General features: G+C 49.3%; 14 protein-coding genes. 5 read left to right on the top strand and 9 right to left on the bottom strand.

Annotated features, from left to right (window positions below):
* Window positions 1–186: 186 nt before the first annotated feature.
* A complete protein-coding gene (locus AGRI_RS13215) occupies window positions 187–798 on the top strand; it encodes a DUF2459 domain-containing protein (protein WP_008985405.1) in 612 nt (203 codons plus the stop codon).
* A gap of 3 nt (window positions 799–801) precedes the next feature.
* Here AGRI_RS13215 and hepT read toward each other — a convergent pair whose 3' ends face one another.
* Entirely contained in the window at window positions 802–1,215 is a 414-nt protein-coding gene (hepT, locus tag AGRI_RS13210) for a type VII toxin-antitoxin system HepT family RNase toxin (protein ID WP_040291976.1), read from the bottom strand.
* Window positions 1,208–1,600: a type VII toxin-antitoxin system MntA family adenylyltransferase antitoxin gene (gene mntA, locus AGRI_RS13205; RefSeq protein ID WP_040291974.1), complete on the bottom strand. Its 393-nt coding sequence runs from the start codon at window positions 1,598–1,600 to the stop codon at window positions 1,208–1,210. The genes hepT and mntA overlap by 8 nt, the downstream gene beginning before the upstream one ends.
* Window positions 1,601–1,702: 102 nt before the next feature.
* Here mntA and AGRI_RS13200 point away from each other — a divergent pair, with 102 nt between their 5' ends.
* On the top strand, window positions 1,703–2,200 hold the full coding sequence (locus AGRI_RS13200) for an LURP-one-related/scramblase family protein (protein WP_008985404.1): 498 nt from the start codon (window positions 1,703–1,705) through the stop codon (window positions 2,198–2,200).
* Window positions 2,201–2,210: 10 nt separating this feature from the next.
* On the opposite strand, the gene AGRI_RS13195 is transcribed toward AGRI_RS13200, so the two are convergent.
* Entirely contained in the window at window positions 2,211–2,663 is a 453-nt protein-coding gene (locus AGRI_RS13195; protein ID WP_008985403.1) for a DUF4826 family protein, read from the bottom strand.
* A 639-nt stretch (window positions 2,664–3,302) separates the two neighbouring features.
* Here AGRI_RS13195 and AGRI_RS13190 point away from each other — a divergent pair.
* Window positions 3,303–5,609 carry an SIR2 family NAD-dependent protein deacylase gene (locus AGRI_RS13190; protein WP_008985402.1) on the top strand — a complete coding sequence of 769 codons (2,307 nt, stop codon included), beginning with the start codon at window positions 3,303–3,305 and terminating at the stop codon, window positions 5,607–5,609.
* 105 nt (window positions 5,610–5,714) lie between these two features.
* Here AGRI_RS13190 and lpdA read toward each other — a convergent pair whose 3' ends face one another.
* The 6 genes from lpdA to ampD form a co-directional block, all read right to left on the bottom strand.
* Window positions 5,715–7,124, bottom strand: coding sequence for a dihydrolipoyl dehydrogenase (lpdA, locus tag AGRI_RS13185; RefSeq protein ID WP_008985401.1), 1,410 nt, complete (start codon window positions 7,122–7,124; stop codon window positions 5,715–5,717).
* Window positions 7,125–7,289: 165 nt separating this feature from the next.
* A complete protein-coding gene (aceF, locus tag AGRI_RS13180) occupies window positions 7,290–9,257 on the bottom strand; it encodes a pyruvate dehydrogenase complex dihydrolipoyllysine-residue acetyltransferase (RefSeq protein ID WP_008985400.1) in 1,968 nt (655 codons plus the stop codon).
* An 11-nt stretch (window positions 9,258–9,268) separates the two neighbouring features.
* Window positions 9,269–11,935, bottom strand: a complete 2,667-nt coding sequence (aceE, locus tag AGRI_RS13175; RefSeq protein WP_008985399.1) for a pyruvate dehydrogenase (acetyl-transferring), homodimeric type — start codon at window positions 11,933–11,935, stop codon at window positions 9,269–9,271.
* A gap of 48 nt (window positions 11,936–11,983) precedes the next feature.
* A complete protein-coding gene (pdhR, locus tag AGRI_RS13170) occupies window positions 11,984–12,742 on the bottom strand; it encodes a pyruvate dehydrogenase complex transcriptional repressor PdhR (RefSeq protein ID WP_008609336.1) in 759 nt (252 codons plus the stop codon).
* A gap of 335 nt (window positions 12,743–13,077) precedes the next feature.
* Window positions 13,078–14,067, bottom strand: a complete 990-nt coding sequence (gene ampE / locus AGRI_RS13165) for a regulatory signaling modulator protein AmpE (protein ID WP_008985397.1) — start codon at window positions 14,065–14,067, stop codon at window positions 13,078–13,080.
* A complete protein-coding gene (ampD, locus tag AGRI_RS13160) occupies window positions 14,064–14,621 on the bottom strand; it encodes a 1,6-anhydro-N-acetylmuramyl-L-alanine amidase AmpD (RefSeq protein WP_008950961.1) in 558 nt (185 codons plus the stop codon). The genes ampE and ampD overlap by 4 nt, the downstream gene beginning before the upstream one ends.
* Window positions 14,622–14,689: 68 nt before the next feature.
* On the opposite strand from ampD, the gene AGRI_RS13155 reads away from it, so the two are divergent.
* Window positions 14,690–15,208, top strand: coding sequence for a retropepsin-like aspartic protease family protein (locus AGRI_RS13155; RefSeq protein ID WP_008985396.1), 519 nt, complete (start codon window positions 14,690–14,692; stop codon window positions 15,206–15,208).
* A gap of 88 nt (window positions 15,209–15,296) precedes the next feature.
* Complete coding sequence (gene nadC, locus AGRI_RS13150; protein WP_008985395.1) at window positions 15,297–16,178, top strand: carboxylating nicotinate-nucleotide diphosphorylase; 882 nt, start codon at window positions 15,297–15,299, stop codon at window positions 16,176–16,178.
* The last annotated feature ends 8 nt before the right edge of the window (window positions 16,179–16,186 follow it).

The raw sequence follows: 16,186 nt of genomic DNA, 5'->3' as shown, positions 1-16,186 counted from the left end.
CAAAAGTCGCTATTATGATGTAAAGGCCGCTCTGACATCGCGCGGTCAGCCTGGGCCAGAAAAATCGTCGCCGTTATAGTAAAAGACTAAGGAGCCAGGATGCGGCCACTAAAGCGCAAAGTAATTATGCGCAAAGTAGTTATGCATAAAATAGTTATGCACAAAATACTTATGGGGAGAGCATTGATGCAGAACGTTTTGATACCAAGAGTGTTGATACTGTTAATTTGCTTACCCTTGCTGCTAGTAAGCGGCTGCAGCGCCACCATTAGCTTGCCGGCACAGGTGGCAGAGCCGCGTGAAGTGCAGTTACTGCTGCATGGTCGCCACAGCTCTATTCTGCTAACCGCTGCCGATCACAGCCGGCTGCGTTATTCCTTTGGTGACTGGGCCTGGTATGTTGCAAACGAGCAAAGCCTGGCCAGCGGCAGCCGGGCGTTATTTCTGGACAGTAAAGGCGCACTGGGCCGGCAACAGATCGCCCCAGCCAGCACCGGAGAAAACCTCGAAGCGCAAATTGGCGTTGGTATTGGTCAGCGCTGGCAATTTCAAGTTGAAGCCGCCAAAGTCGATGCCCTGATCGAAACACTGGAGCAACAATTTCAGCATAGTCAGATCGCGCCTTTTTATAGCCCTGAGCGCCATCTTAGTTTTATCCCCAGCGATAAGCCCTATACCATGCACTATAACTCCAACCATCAGGCCGCCGACTGGTTAAGAGCGCTGGGGCTTAAGGTAGAGGGTAACCCGGTATGGGGTAATTGGCAGGTTAAGAATGCGGAACCTACACAGCGTTAGCCGTTATCGTAACGCTGCACTGGCGAGCTGAATAAACTGAAAGACCTGTAAAAATTGCCGCTGCACTAATACCCGCTGCAATACGTCGACGCTAAAATTTAAATAATCGTGCACCAGCGCATTACGCAACCCAATAATTTTTCGCCATTGTAGCAGTTCATTACCGCTTAGCTTACCGAGTTGACTGAGTTTTTCAAAACTACCATAGGCATCAGCAGGTGCTGAACCACTAACGGCTTTGACCCACTGTTTAGCGACACCAATTGCCGCTTCAACCAACACTTGCAGCTGGCGTTCTGCAGCACTTTGCTCAATACGGGATAAAGGTTGCTGACTGGCGATTGTTGCCAGTTGCTCCAGCAACTCCAGGCTGGCACTACAATGTTCTTCGATATGGTCTAAATAGGCATTAAGCATAGTGCGCCTTATGGTAAAGGTGATCAATTTCCCACTTTGACAGCGTGCGGCGTTCAAACTCCAGCCGGGCAAAATCATCGCGGCAATACAGTAAGGTATTGTCGCTTACTACAGTAAAAGCCAGTGGTAGTGGCACTTGCTGCACATCAAGCACAGATAATTGAATATCCGGTAGCTCGCTTTGCCAATCCAACGCCAGTAACTCCGGCGCCAAACGACGCTCAACCGGATCGTTTTGATAGTCAGCAAACAGTACCGCCAAATCGTAGTCACTGGCGTCACCAGCAGTGCCCCGCGCACGCGAGCCGTATAGCCACAATGCCGCTATCTGAGGATTGGCGGCTGCCAGCGATACTAAACGATTAAGCACAGCGGCTTGCTGCATAAAAACACCTTAAAAATCACGCATCAGGTTTATGTATAAGTTAACATACTTTCAGCAAAATGGTGAGCAAGGCCCCAGCGAGCTAAGGCAAGGACAACCGCTATGAAATATCTGATTAAACAAAAACTGCTTAGTCTAAGCGATAGCTTTAGCATTGAAGATGAGCACGGCCGTGCGGCCTACATGGTAAAAGGTAAAGTCTTTAGTTTTAGCAGTAGCCAAACGCTGTTTAATGCCAGCGCCCAGCCACTACTAAAGATCCGCCGCAAATACCTGACGCTGTTACCCGCCTGCAGGATTGTTAATAACGATGGCAGCGAATGGCTGGTGCGCAAGCGGTTCTGGGCGTTGTTAAAAAGCCGCTTTGTGGTGGAAACGCCGCACGGGCAACTAGAGATGACCGGCAATTTCTGGCAACACGAATATGAAATCCGCCAACAGGGCCAGCTGATTGCCAGCATCTCAAAAAAATGGTTTAGCTGGTCTGATACCTATGCGGTGCAGATCCTAAAACCGGAGTGGACAGCGCAACTTTTGGCGGTAGTAATAGTGATTGACCGCTTGCAGCATAGTGATCGTAATTCGGGTGTGGGGGATTAGCGATTTAACACTAATCCAAATCCCATAACTCATCATCAGCCGCCCACAGCGCCAACAACTGCGCCTGACGACTAAGTTGTTTTGCTTTGGCGGCCAAATCGCCGCTAAGCTCCGGGCTGCCTTGCCAGGCTATACCTTTATTGGCGGCTGCGGCAAGCGTGGTCCATTTATGCGCAAAGGCGGCCATAGCATCACGGGGCTCGGGTAAATCGGTGGCGCTAAGGTGGTCAAATGGTACGGGTTGAGGCTGTGCGCCGGTGCTATCGCCGGCCAGGATCCAGTGCCCAACAAACCCCGGATCCTCCGGGTTTTCTACTGCCCATAACCCAACGTAAGGCGCGGTATACCATTCCGGCCAGTCGCAAATCATACCATGCGGGATTTGCTGGGTTTTTACGTAAGTTTCAATGGCCGCAAACTGGCTGTCACACCAGGCCCAGTCTTGTGCGTCGTCTAAATCCATCTTTAAGCTCCAGCATTGCATGAAGTTGTTACCTCTGGCTATGGTAGCAACTTCTGCTGAAATTTACTGTGCAAGCTAACGACTTTCAGAGCAGTGTTCGCTTAATTGGGCAAGTCACTCTGGGTTACAGCTGTTCCAGCATTTTGCTGTGGGTTTCTTGGATGTATGATCTCTACTAGACGCCTTGGTATCTGACCCCGAAGGTCAATACCTATGCGGTGCAGATCCTAAAACCGGAGTGGACAGCGCAACTTTTGGCAGTGGTAATATTGATCGACCGCATGCAGCATAGTGACCGTAATTCTGGTGTCAGGAACTAGCCGAAGGATAACTTAGTGGTGAAAGCCCGAATCACTCGCTAAACTCACCTAACTTTGCAGTATCTGCCCCTAAGAACAACTGCTCGCTATGACGGCTAATCTCTTTTAGCCTCGCCGCACCAGGCAGAAATAAACCGGGCTCCGTCACTTTTCTATACCTCACTTTAATAAAAGTCAAAAAAATCTTGACCAGTGAATTTAATTGAGGTAATTCTATTTTAGTGTAAACATAAATTGATTAATTATTATAGTGCTTGTTGGTTTATAGAAAAACTTAACAATTACAGATACGAAGTAGTAAAAGGCTGACGGTATCAAAATGAAATTAAAGATTGATTTTGAAAACACCTTAAAAAAGCATTTATCTTCAGGTATTAATTTATTTATAGGCTCAGGGTTTTCCGTTCATGCATCTTCAGAATTAGGCTCTCTCCCTGCTGGTAATGCGCTAAAAGGAGAATTGCTGATTGAATTTCCAAACTCCCCATCAAGTTTAGAGCTACCACAGTTATGCACTTACCTGAGCCGAAGCAAGAAAGAAGAGCTAGATTCATACTTAAGAAAAAGGTTTAACGTTACTTCCTTCGAACGTGAATACGAAAAAATTGAAAATATACAGATAAAGAATATTTTCACAACAAACATAGACAACCTGATACAGAAAATATTTAATAGCTCGAAAAAAAAATACATCAACGATGTAGATTACAATGGTGCATCCTATAATAAAAACTCTGCTATAGATCTGTACCACTTGCACGGTTCAATTTCAAATCCGGACTCAGAGCTAATATTCAGAGATCTAGACATATCAAAAATAGTAAGTTCAGAACCAGCTAGATGGACTCATCTAAGCAGGAAGATGATAGAGTTCCCCACCATATTCTGGGGATACTCCATGAATGATGCTGGAACTCTTGCAACTTTATCTGATGTATTGAAAGATAGCGGCAGGAAAGATTCTTGGATAGTCGTAAAACCTGAGCCAGGAAATGATGATCAGATATCATATTTTAAATCTCTTGGCCTGAGCATCATTGAATCAAACACATTAGATTTTCTTCGTTACTTTGACAAAATTTATCCAGAAAATACTGATGTCAAAAGTCTAGATTTAGATGAATTTAAGAATATTTTAGTCCCAAGCAACGCACAAGTTACTCATCGAGAAATCAAGGAGTTTTTTCAAGGTGCAACTCCTGTCTGGAGTGATGCGTATTCTAAAAGAGTAATTAAAACGACTTATTTTAGAAAAATTAAGGATATGCTTGATGGTGATAAGAATGTATTAATAACTGGGGCTGCTGCAACCGGAAAATCGACGCTGTTAATGCAGATGGCAACTGACTACGAAACACCCGCGTTTAAATTCTTTGTTAAAGACCTTACAAAGGAGCAGCTACATCAAATAGAAAATAAAATTGGAAGTAACGGAGCAATATTCTTCATAGATGATAGTCAGTCATCATTAGAAGCAATTTCTTTGATATCTAACAATAGTAGCTATAAATTTATAGCCGCAGAAAGAGATTATGCTTACCTATCTTCCTCAAATCATGCCTTTTTCCATAGAAACATAGACATAATAGATATAACAGATATATCTGAAGAAGATGTTCAAAGCATATATGATAGTATTCCTTATGATATAAGAAGAGTTCCCTTAATTCAGAAAAAGGAAGGGGAATCCATATTCGAATTGATTGAACAAAACTGCACGTCATCTAATATAAGAGACCGATTCACTAGTGTAATAAAGCAGTTAGATAGGATTGATAGCAAGCTAGTTGAATTGTTCGTTCTTATTTGTTATCTACATCGTTCAAGAAGTGTCGCTTCAATGGACATTCTTATTTCATATTTCCAAGATAACCAATTAAGTTACAAGGAAATTTATAGTTTAGTCGAAGGACTTGGCAGAAATTTAGCGGAACACGATGGTAGCTTATTAACTTACAATCAAGATGCGTATCTTGTCAGGTCAAATATATTGGCAGATTTAATTTCTAACCTGGCACCTGTAAACGTGCTTGCCCAAGTTTTAAGACGTTTCCATACGAATGTGAGCAGATACAGCATTCCTGTCTACGATATTTTTAAACGCAAAGCGTACGACGCACGATTATTTGAAAAAGCGTTCCCAAATATAAAAGATGGCATTGCGATCTACGATGTGATTTATAAGAAACACCCCTCGCCATTTAATCTCCAACAAAAAGCTTTATACTTAAGTAGGAGAGGTGATCATCAAGAGGCATTTAAAGTTATTGATGAAGCAGTCGCTCACTCAGGATCAAAGAACTGGGCAATTAAAAATTCGTACGCCATTATTAAATTTCGAGCCAACATTGATAGAGACATGTCTGACGAAGTAAGGCTCGTTCTAGATGATAGTTTAAATACTCTAAAAGAATGTTACTCCTCTGATATACGAAAGGTATTCCATGCAATGACGTTCGCAGATCATGCTCTTAGGTATTTTGATAAGTATGCAGATGATACAGCTTTTAGATATCTTGTTCAGGCTAAAGAATGGTTGGAAGATGAAATCAATCCTTCGAATAAGGTTCACGATGTAAAGAGATTACTAAAAAGATGCAAATCTGCGATTTTCAGATATGGGTAAGTAATGTTGCTTGAAAGCATATTCTTAAGATAGATGTAATTATATATTTCTTAACAAAACAAAGGCCGCATTCGCGGCCTTTGTCTTCTCAAAAACTTAGAAAAATTACTTCTTCTTCGCTTTTGGATTTGGCAGGTCGGTGATAGAACCTTCGTAGATCTCTGCTGCTAAGCCGATAGACTCGTTTAGCGTTGGGTGAGCGTGGATGGTTAACGCGATATCTTCGGCGTCGGCACCCATTTCTACTGCTAAGCAGATTTCACCCAGCATTTCACCGGCGTTGATACCGACAATGGCGCCACCCAGGATACGGTGGGTTTCTTTGTCGAAAATTAACTTAGTGAAGCCTTCAGTACGGGCTGAAGCAATAGCGCGGCCAGAGGCTGCCCATGGGAAGGTGGCGGTTTCTACTGCGATGCCCTTCTCTTTTGCTTCTTTCTCGGTGACACCTACCCAAGCCATTTCCGGATCGGTATAGGCGACTGATGGAATGCAGCGTGGATCGAAGAAGTGCTTTAAGCCAGAGATCACTTCAGCCGCTACGTGGCCTTCGTGTACCGCTTTGTGCGCTAACATTGGCTGGCCAATAACGTCACCGATAGCATAGATGTGTGGCACGTTGGTGCGCAGTTGCTTATCAACATTGATAAAGCCACGCTCATCGACGTTAACACCGGCTTTGGCCGCGTCTAACAGGTTGCCGTTTGGCTTACGGCCAACCGCAACTAAGATCTTGTCGTAACGTACCGGGTTAGCCGGGGCGTTTTTGCCTTCAAAGGTCACGTATAAACCATCTTTCTTGGCTTCTACTGCTGTTACCTTGGTTGACAGCATAATGTTGAAGTTTTTGCTGTTGTACTTGGTGTAGGCTTTAACGATATCGGCATCAGCGGCTGGTACTAACTGATCAGCAAATTCTACTACTGATACTTTAGAACCCAGCGCACGGTATACAGTACCCATTTCCAGGCCGATAATACCGCCACCTAATACCAGCATTTCGCCTGGGATATCTTTTAATTCCAGCGCGCCGGTAGAGTCGATTACGCGGTCATCTTTTGGAATAAATGGCAGCGCCACTGGCTCTGAACCGGCTGCAATAATAGCGTGTTCGAAGGTAATGGTAGTATCGCCAACCTGTAAGGTGTTCGCGCCGGTAAATTTACCGTAGCCGTTAACTACCTTAACTTTGCGCATTTTCGCCATGCCGCCCAGGCCGTTGGTCAGCTGACCAATGACCTTGTCTTTCCAGGCACGGATTTTATCTAAATCAATTTCCGGTGCGCCAAAGGTCACGCCGTGTGAGGCCATTTCTTTGGCATCGTCGATCACTTTTGCAACGTGCAGCAGTGCTTTAGATGGGATACAACCCACGTTTAAGCACACGCCACCTAAGGTGCTGCGTGCTTCAACCAGTGTGACTTCTAAGCCTAAGTCTGCGGCACGGAAGGCTGCAGAGTAACCGCCAGGGCCTGCGCCCAGCACTACCACTTGGGTTTTAATTTCGTTGCTCATCATTTTACCTTTTATCATCAGTAAATTTTTCCAACAGCCAAGTGTAGGGCAAGGGCTGTCAGGCGAAAAAATTGGCGGAATTTTAACATCAGAGCCGCCGCTCTGTAACCATAGATTGCATGGCTGAGTGAAAATTACGCCACTTTTCGTGGCGTAATGGCTTTTTTACATAATAATTTGCCGGATATCGGCCAGATAACTGGCTAAGGTGGCAGTAAAGCGCGCCGCCAGGGCACCGTCAATTACCCTATGGTCGTAGGATACCGATAATGGCAGCATCAGCTTAGGCTCAAACTCTTTGCCATTCCATTTTGGTTTGATGTCGGATTTCGAGACACCCAAAATGGCCACTTCCGGCGCGTTAACGATAGGGGTAAAGGCGGTACCGCCAATGCCACCCAGGCTGGAGATAGTAAAACAGCCGCCCTGCATATCGCTGGCCGTCAGTTTACCTTCGCGCGCCTTCACCGAAATGTCCTGCAGCTCGCGGGATAATTCGATAATGCCTTTTTTGTTAACATCCCGTACCACCGGCACCACCAGGCCATTTGGCGTATCAACAGCGATGCCTAAATGCACATACTTTTTCAGGATCAGGCTGGCGCCATCTTCTGATAAAGAGCTGTTAAAAGTTGGGAACTCTTCCAGCGCCTTGGCCACCGCTTTCATAATAAAGACCAGCGGGGTGTATTTAACGCCCATCTTTTTCTTATCCGCCAGCGCATTCTGCTCTTTGCGGAATTCTTCCAGGCCAGTGATATCGGCTTCGTCAAACTGGGTTACATGCGGAATGCGTACCCAGTTGCGATGCAGGTTAGCACCAGAGATTTTCTGGATCCGCGACAGCGGTTTCTCTTCTACGGCACCAAACTTGGCAAAATCGACTTTTGGCCAGGCCAGTAAGTCAAAGCCCATATTGTTACCGCCGGCAGAGGTTGCCGCAGCAGCCGGTGCAGCACCGCTTTCTACCTGCTTCACTAACTGCTTCACGTAGTTCTGCACGTCTTCTTTCACGACGCGGCCTTTACGGCCAGTGCCTGTTACCTTGGCCAGGTTAATGCCAAACTCGCGCGCTAAGCGGCGGATCACTGGCGAAGCATGGGCATAGGCACTATTAGCCACAAAGCCGTCAGCCGCTGCCGTTGTTGCTGGCGCAGCCGCTGGGCTGGCGCTAGCCGTTGGCGCGGTAGCAGTGGTAGCAGCTGCAGTGGTAGCAGCTCTACTGGCAGCGGCAGGCGCGGCCGCTTTGGCAGCACCAGCCACTTCGAACACCATAATCAGGCTGCCGGTTTTCACCTTGCTACCGGTTTGTACCTTAATTTCTTTTACCACACCGGCGAACGGCGCTGGCACTTCCATCGAGGCCTTGTCACCTTCAACGCTAAGCAGTGACTGATCGGCCGCAACGGTATCGCCAACCTTGACCATAATCTCAGTCACTTCGACTTCATCGCCACCGATATCCGGTACCTTAACGTCTTTTTGCTCTGTGCTGGCAGCAGCCGGCGCAGCCGCAGCCGGAGCACTGGCTGGAGCCGCAGCGGCCGGCGCTTTGCCGCTGCCGGCAACTTCAAACAGCATAATCAGGCTGCCGGTTTTCACCTTACTGCCGGCCTGTACTTTGATTTCTTTTACCACACCGGCGAACGGCGCTGGCACTTCCATCGAGGCCTTGTCACCTTCGACGCTGAGCAGTGACTGATCGGCTGTGACGCTATCGCCAACCTTCACCATAATCTCGGTGACTTCGACTTCATCGCCACCGATATCCGGCACCTGCACTTCTTTTACTTCTGCGCTTGTTACCTCGGCGCTGGCCGCTGCTGCGGGTGCCGGGGCGGCTGGCGTTTCGGCTGGCGCTGGCGCAGCCTTGGCTTCGGTTTTGGCTTCGGCGCCGGCACCGGCACCGGCAAACACCATAATCAGGCTACCGGTTTTAACTTTATCGCCTACCTTAACCTTAATTTCCTGTACCGTGCCGGCCACGGCAGCAGGTACTTCCATTGAAGCCTTGTCACCTTCTACGCTTAACAGCGACTGGTCGGCAGCAACAACGTCACCCACCTTTACCAGGATCTCGGTCACTTCTACTTCATCGGTACCAATATCTGGTACTTTAATTTCAATCGTCATGACAAATCCTCTTATGCGTACAGCGGGTTGGTTTTGTCGGCGTCAATGCCAAATTTCTTGATCGCTTCGGCCACTACCGCTTTTTTCAGCTCGCCTTGCTTCGCCAGTTCGTTTAGCGCTGCTACCACGATATAGCCGGCGTTAACTTCAAAATGGCGACGCAGGTTTTCGCGGCTATCCGAGCGACCGTAACCGTCGGTACCCAGTACCTTGTAGCTATTGGCCGGGATAAAGGCACGGATCTGTTCGGCGTAGTTTTTCATATAGTCGGTGGCGGCAATCGCCGGCGCCTTGTTCAGCACCTGCGCCACAAATGGCACCTTCTCGGCCGCTTCCGGATGCAGCATATTGAAACGCTCGCAATCCTGACCATCCCGCGCCAGCTCGTTAAAGGAAGTCACAGAGTACACATCTGAAGCGACATCGTAGTCTTTACTCAGAATGTCGGCCGCTTTACGCACTTCGTTCAGGATGGTACCTGAGCCCAGTAATTGCACCTTACCGCGACCACCGTTGTACGACTCCAGCTTATAGATACCCTTGCGGATACCCTCTTCGGCGCCTTTTGGCATCGCCGGATGATGGTAGCTTTCGTTCATTACGGTAATGTAGTAATAGATATTCTCCTGCTCCGGACCATACATGCGACGGATGCCGTCTTGCAGAATAACCGCCAGCTCGTAGGCATAGGTCGGATCATAAGAAATACAGTTCGGTACTGTGCCGGCCAGAATATGGCTGTGACCATCTTCGTGCTGTAAGCCTTCACCGTTTAACGTAGTACGACCGGCAGTGGCACCTAACAGGAAACCACGCGCCTGCTGATCACCGGCCAGCCAGGCCATATCGCCAACGCGCTGGAAGCCGAACATCGAATAGTAGATATAGAACGGGATCATCGGCAGATCATTGGTGCTGTAAGACGTTGCCGCCGCTACCCACGACGACATGGCACCCAGTTCGTTAATACCCTCTTGCAGTACCTGACCCGCGGTATCTTCTTTGTAGTAAGACACTACTGAGCGGTCTTCCGGCGTATAGTTCTGACCGTGCGGGTTATAGATACCAATCTGACGGAATAAGCCTTCCATACCAAAGGTACGGGCTTCGTCGGCAATAATTGGCACGATGCGCTGACCAATATGCTGATCTTTCAGCAGGATATTCAGCGCCCGCACATAAGCCAGCGTAGTGGAGATTTCGCGCTTTTGCTCTTCCAGCAGCGAATCAAAGGCCGACAGCTCTGGCAGTGTCAGAGTTTCGCTGAACTTCGGTAACCGCACCGGCGTATAGCCATGTAAGGCTTTACGGCGATCGTGCAGGTATTGCAATTCCGGCGAGCCTTCCGGCAGCTTGATATAAGGTAAATCGGCAACCTGCTCTTCGCTGATATAGTCTTCTAAACCCAGGCGGGTACGCAGTTGTTTAACATGCGTCAGGTCCATCTTCTTGACCTGGTGCGCAATGTTTTTACCTTCGGCGGCGTCACCCATGCCGTAACCTTTAACGGTTTTCGCCAGAATAACCGTTGGCTTATCGGTACAGGCCTGGGCTGCTTTAAAGGCCGCATACAGCTTCGATGGTTCATGACCGCCGCGTTTTAAGGCGAAGATCTCTTCGTCAGTCATGTCGGCAACCAGTGCCGCCGTTTCCGGGTAACGGCCAAAGAAATGCTCGCGTACATAGGCGCCATCTTTGGCTTTGTAAGTTTGGTAGTCACCGTCTACTGTTTCATTCATCAGCTGCAGCAACTTACCGGTGGTATCCTTGGCCAGCAGCTTGTCCCAACCACGGCCCCACACCACTTTGATCACGTTCCAGCCGGCGCCGCGGAATAACCCTTCCAGCTCCTGGATAATCTTACCGTTACCCATTACCGGACCATCCAGGCGCTGCAGGTTACAGTTGACCAGGAAGCACAGGTTGCCCAGTTTTTCACGGGCAGCAAACGAAATGGCGCCGCGTGATTCCGGCTCGTCCATCTCACCGTCACCGAGGAAGGCATAAACGCGCTGCGCGCTGGTGTCTTTTAAACCACGGCCATTTAAGTACTTTAAGAAACGCGCCTGATAAATGGCGGTAATTGGGCCTAAACCCATCGATACGGTCGGAAATTGCCAGAATTCCGGCATCAGTTTCGGGTGCGGGTAGCTCGACAGGCCCTTGCCATCCACTTCCTGACGGAAGTTATCCAGCTGCTCTGCGGTTAAACGGCCTTCAACAAAGGCACGGGCATAGATACCCGGTGAAATATGGCCCTGATAGTACACCAAGTCGCCGCCGTCTTTTTCGTTCGGCGCGCGGAAGAAGTGGTTAAAGCAGGTTTCATAGAAGGCGGCTGAAGACTGGAACGACGCCATATGGCCACCCAGTTCCAGATCTTTTTTCGAGCCACGCAGCACGATCATAATGGCGTTCCAGCGGATCACCGAGCGAATACGCCGCTCCAGGTTCACATCGCCCGGATAGGCCGGCTCTTGTTGCGGTGGAATGGTATTGATGTAGTTGGTGGTGACACCGGTCGGCATATCGACGCCTTCCAGCCGGGCCTGCTCCAGTACCTGCTCCAGCAAAAACTGCGCCCGCTCTACCCCTTCGGTACGCACCACCGACTCCAACGCTTCCAGCCACTCTTTGGTTTCCAGAGCGTCGATGTCAACCTTACTGACTTCAGACATATCGAGGTTTCCTTTGGTTAATCACGCCGAGGCGTGCTGCAAAAATAATTATGCCTGCTGCGACCGTCGCAACGAGCGCTCAATACGGGAGCGCTCTTTGCTCACTTCCAGCAAAGCTTCTTCTATATAAGCTAAATGCCCGTTACTGGCCTGACGGGCCAGTTCGGGCTCCCTGCTAATTACCGCCTGCATTAACCGGCGCCGATGCTCATTTAATTTGTCGGCGTAGCCGTCACGCTGTTGCAAGGCGGCTAAGTTTAAGCGGATATTCTGTTCGGTCAGCGGCGTCAGGCTTCTGACCAGATGTAACAACACGATATTGTGTGACGCTTCCGCCACCGCCAGATAAAACTGGGTCACGGCTTTGGCTTCGGCATCACTGTCCTGCAACTGCTGCTGCAGGCAGATATCCTCATACGAGGCTTTAATCTTTTTATGATCGGCTTCAGTGCCACGTAGCGCCGCGTAATAGGCGCAAATACCTTCCAGCGCGTGGCGAAATTCCAGAAAGTCGAACTGCGAGTCCGGATATTGTGCCAGCAACATAAACAGCGGATCAGTCAGCTGTTTGACCATATTGTCGCAGACGTAAGTACCACCGCCCTGGCGCCGGTTGACCAGGCCCTTGGCTTCCAGCTTTTGGATAGCTTCACGCAGCGATGGACGCGATACCGCAAAGCGCTCAGCCAGCTCGCGCTCTGAAGGTAGCTTCTGGCCGGGCTTAAAGCTGCCCTCCAGTAGTAAATGTTCCAGCTGCGCCACTATCTGATCGGATAATTTGGCAGGCTTAATTTTTAAATCAGCCATAATGGGTGGCAGAGATCCTTTATTTGCTCGCCAGGCTAGCTGCAATTTCGCGCCCGGTAAATTGGTCTTACCAATTTTCAACATTTGGGCAGCAGGCTAGCATTTTCTGCACAGCTTGTAAATAAAGCAGAATTTTTCGGGGCTGGCAAGCCCGATTTCGTTAGAGTAATTACTCAATAATTGACAAATGTTTCAATACTGAAATAAATTGGTCTGACCAATTATGTAAAATATTGCTGCGCCAACTGAGGCTAACCAAGATACTGCTTTACGTCAGCGGCAATAAAAAAGGCGCCAAACGGCGCCTTAGTATGAGAAAATTCCCGCGGCCTGTTCTAACCCAACCAACCGGTTAACGTTAAAATCGCGGTAAAGGCCAGGAAGAACAGCATATTACGTTTAGATAACTGCACCATGCTGCTGGTATCTTCAATACCATTCAGTGCTTCTTCCGGTAAAGGTTCAGCGGCACGCGCCACATCCTTTACCACCTGTTCGTTGCTGGCAGTAAAATCCAGGAAATAGCCAAGCAAGGCATTCGAGGCGCGCGAGAAATGCCCCACCAGCGCAAAACCCAAACCAAATAACCGTGCCGGGAACCAATCGGCCCAGTGCAGCATACAACTTAAGGCATCTTTTTTCGCAACTGCTGCGCTGCTGTCAGGTGTATCGGCGGCGGTTTCGGCAAAGACAACAGGCTCATCAACCGTCACCGCATCTGCTGTGCTGGCGGCACCGGTTTCAGTCTCTGCCAGCGCATCATCAGTGGCGGCAAAAGTATCACTGCTGGCAGCGACCGGTTCTGCACCTTCGGTTTGGGTCTGCTCATTCAGATGCCGTAATAAGGCATAGGTAATCACACCAAAAGCGCCTAACACCAGGAACCAGAACACCACGGCAGCGTAATAGCGGAAATTCAACCACACCAGGGTTAAACCGTTACTGCTATCGATATCGCTGCGGCTATCGTGGCGGATCTGCTGCATCGCCAGATAAGCGGCTTCTTCATCACCGCGTTCCTGCGCATTTAAATACTGCTTATACAGCTGCCGGTAATGCCAGCAACCAATCCCCACCAGTAACACTAGCGTATTCACCACCAGTGTCAGTAAACGGTTATCCAGCAGGTGCAGCAGTAATGCGACCAGTAAGCCGGGTAACAGGATCCAAAGATAACGGCCAAGCTGATGCTCAGCCAGTTTAGTCAGGCCGGAACCTGCGGTCAGTTTCAGATACGCCTGGCAATAAGGGCGGGCTTGCCAGGCGTCGCTACGCACTGCCAGCCGCTCAATAATTAATGCCAGTAACATACTTATCAGGGTCATGCCTTGTTCTCCTTTAGCGCCGTTTTATAGCGGGCCCAATCAAAAGCCGGGCCGGGGTCCGTTTTGCGACCGGGCGCGATATCGCAATGGCCAACAATCCGCTCCGCGGTGATGGCAGGGTACTGCGCCAACAAATAACGGCTTAGCTGAAGCAAGCTGCTATATTGTTGTTCAGTATAGGGTATATTGTCGGTGCCCTCTAACTCAATACCGATCGAAAAGTCATTACAGCGTTCGCGACCAGCAAACTGGCTGACACCGGCATGCCAGGCGCGTTTTTCAAACGGCACATACTGGAAGATTTGACCATCGCGCCAGATCACACAATGCGCCGCGACTCTGAGGTTGGCTAAGTCACTAAAACTCGGATGCGCGCTGCAATCCAGCTGGCCGCAAAAGAGCGCATCGACATAACTCTGCTCCGGGCGGGCAGCAAATTCACCAGCGGGTAAACTGATATTGTGGATCACCAGTAAACTGATATCGGTGGGGTCAGGGCGCTCATCAAAATGCGCGCTGGGGCGAAGGATCAGCGGTGGCTTGGCTGCAATCATCGGGAATTTTGCCGTAGCGCTCTGGTCTTAGTACACTGTAAGCCTATTGTCGATGCTGGGGATCTTTTATGCAAGCACCTGAAGTCAGTTCTTCCTTTGGTCGGATCTTTCATATCCTGGCCTGGACAGTGCTGCTGGTTGTGCTGTTCTGGTTCTTCCAGGATTATCTGGGCAAGCAACAAAACCCGAATCAGCAACTGCAAAGTAGCCGCGGTAATGGCGAAATTATTACCCAGCTAACCCGTAATCGTGCCGGCCATTATCTCGGCGTAGCGCTGATTAATGGTCAGCGCGCCGAGTTTTTACTGGATACCGGCGCAACCACAGTCGCAGTCTCAGAGCGCAGTGCGGCCTTACTCGGCATGCAAAAGGGCCAGCCAATTCGGGTCGCCACTGCCAATGGCATCAGTAACGCCTGGCGCAATGAAATTGCCGAGTTACAGCTTGGCGATATAGTGTTGTATCAGGTCCCGGCCAGCATAGTGCCCAATTTAGGCGGCACTGAGATTTTGTTAGGTATGAGTGCCCTAAAACAGTTAGAATTTCGCCAGCAAGGTAATCAACTAACCCTGATCCAACCTTTGTAGCCGTGTCGCCTTGCTCAAGTCACCTTGTTCAAGGCGCATTCAGCTTTGGCGTTGTATACCCTTTTTAAACCGGATAGTGACCATCACCATGAGTAGCTCTGTAAGCCATTTTCAGCACCCTTTGTTAGCCGACGAACTGCGCCGCGCTGTTACTGCCGCCCTGGCTGAAGATCTTGGCCAGCAAAACGCCGAGCTTGGCGATATTACCGCCTCGCTGATCCCTGCGACCCAGCAAGCCGTTGCAACCATAATCACTCGCGAAGACTGTGTGCTGTGCGGCAGCGGCTTTGTTAATGAAGTCTTTCTGCAGCTGGGTAATCAGGTCAGTATTCAGTGGCACGCCACTGATGGCGATCGCTTAAGCGCGAATAGTCTGATCTGTACCTTGCAAGGACCGGCAAGAGCACTGCTTACCGGCGAGCGTACCGCACTGAATTTTCTGCAACTATTAAGCGGCACAGCTACCACCACCGCCCATTATGTGCGCTACCTGGAAGGCAGCAACACCCGGCTGCTGGATACCCGTAAAACCCTGCCCGGCTTACGCTTTGCCCAGAAATATGCTGTCAGCTGTGGCGGTGGCCTGAATCATCGTTTTGGGCTGTTTGACGCTTTTTTAATTAAAGAAAATCATATCGCAGCGGCCGGCTCAATCAGTCAGGCAGTGCAACAGGCGCGGCAAAACTTCCCCGGCAAGCCGGTCGAAGTGGAAGTGGAAAACCTGGACGAGCTGAAACAGGCACTGACTGCCGGCGCCGATATTATTATGCTGGATAATTTCTCGACGCCGGAAATCCGCCAGGCAGTACTGCTAAATCAGGGTCGGGCCAAGCTGGAAGTATCAGGCAATATTACCAGTGAGCGGCTAGGCGAACTGGCAGCAACCGGCGTCGATTTTATCTCCAGTGGCGCTCTGACCAAACATGTCCAGGCCATCGATTTATCGATGCGCTTGCAGCAAAGAGGCTAAGGATGGGC

It is taken from the genome of Alishewanella agri BL06, from assembly GCF_000272005.1.
In the GTDB taxonomy this organism is placed as follows: Bacteria; Pseudomonadota; Gammaproteobacteria; order Enterobacterales; family Alteromonadaceae; genus Alishewanella; species Alishewanella agri.
Note: the sequence above shows the minus strand (reverse complement) of the source record. Positions and strands in the feature narration are given on the sequence as shown.

Bases quoted from the DNA above. Each gene is read 5' to 3' on its own strand.
- AGRI_RS13195 (WP_008985403.1), bottom strand. From the start codon at position 2,663: ATGGATTTAGACGACGCACAAGACTGGGCCTGGTGTGACAGCCAGTTT.
- hepT (WP_040291976.1), bottom strand. From the start codon at position 1,215: ATGCTTAATGCCTATTTAGACCATATCGAAGAACATTGTAGTGCCAGC.
- AGRI_RS13200 (WP_008985404.1), top strand. From the start codon at position 1,703: ATGAAATATCTGATTAAACAAAAACTGCTTAGTCTAAGCGATAGCTTT.
- mntA (WP_040291974.1), bottom strand. From the start codon at position 1,600: ATGCAGCAAGCCGCTGTGCTTAATCGTTTAGTATCGCTGGCAGCCGCC.
- aceE (WP_008985399.1), bottom strand. From the start codon at position 11,935: ATGTCTGAAGTCAGTAAGGTTGACATCGACGCTCTGGAAACCAAAGAG.
- lpdA (WP_008985401.1), bottom strand. From the start codon at position 7,124: ATGAGCAACGAAATTAAAACCCAAGTGGTAGTGCTGGGCGCAGGCCCT.
- AGRI_RS13215 (WP_008985405.1), top strand. From the start codon at position 187: ATGCAGAACGTTTTGATACCAAGAGTGTTGATACTGTTAATTTGCTTA.
- pdhR (WP_008609336.1), bottom strand. From the start codon at position 12,742: ATGGCTGATTTAAAAATTAAGCCTGCCAAATTATCCGATCAGATAGTG.
- AGRI_RS13190 (WP_008985402.1), top strand. From the start codon at position 3,303: ATGAAATTAAAGATTGATTTTGAAAACACCTTAAAAAAGCATTTATCT.
- AGRI_RS13155 (WP_008985396.1), top strand. From the start codon at position 14,690: ATGCAAGCACCTGAAGTCAGTTCTTCCTTTGGTCGGATCTTTCATATC.
- ampD (WP_008950961.1), bottom strand. From the start codon at position 14,621: ATGATTGCAGCCAAGCCACCGCTGATCCTTCGCCCCAGCGCGCATTTT.
- aceF (WP_008985400.1), bottom strand. From the start codon at position 9,257: ATGACGATTGAAATTAAAGTACCAGATATTGGTACCGATGAAGTAGAA.
- ampE (WP_008985397.1), bottom strand. From the start codon at position 14,067: ATGACCCTGATAAGTATGTTACTGGCATTAATTATTGAGCGGCTGGCA.
- nadC (WP_008985395.1), top strand. From the start codon at position 15,297: ATGAGTAGCTCTGTAAGCCATTTTCAGCACCCTTTGTTAGCCGACGAA.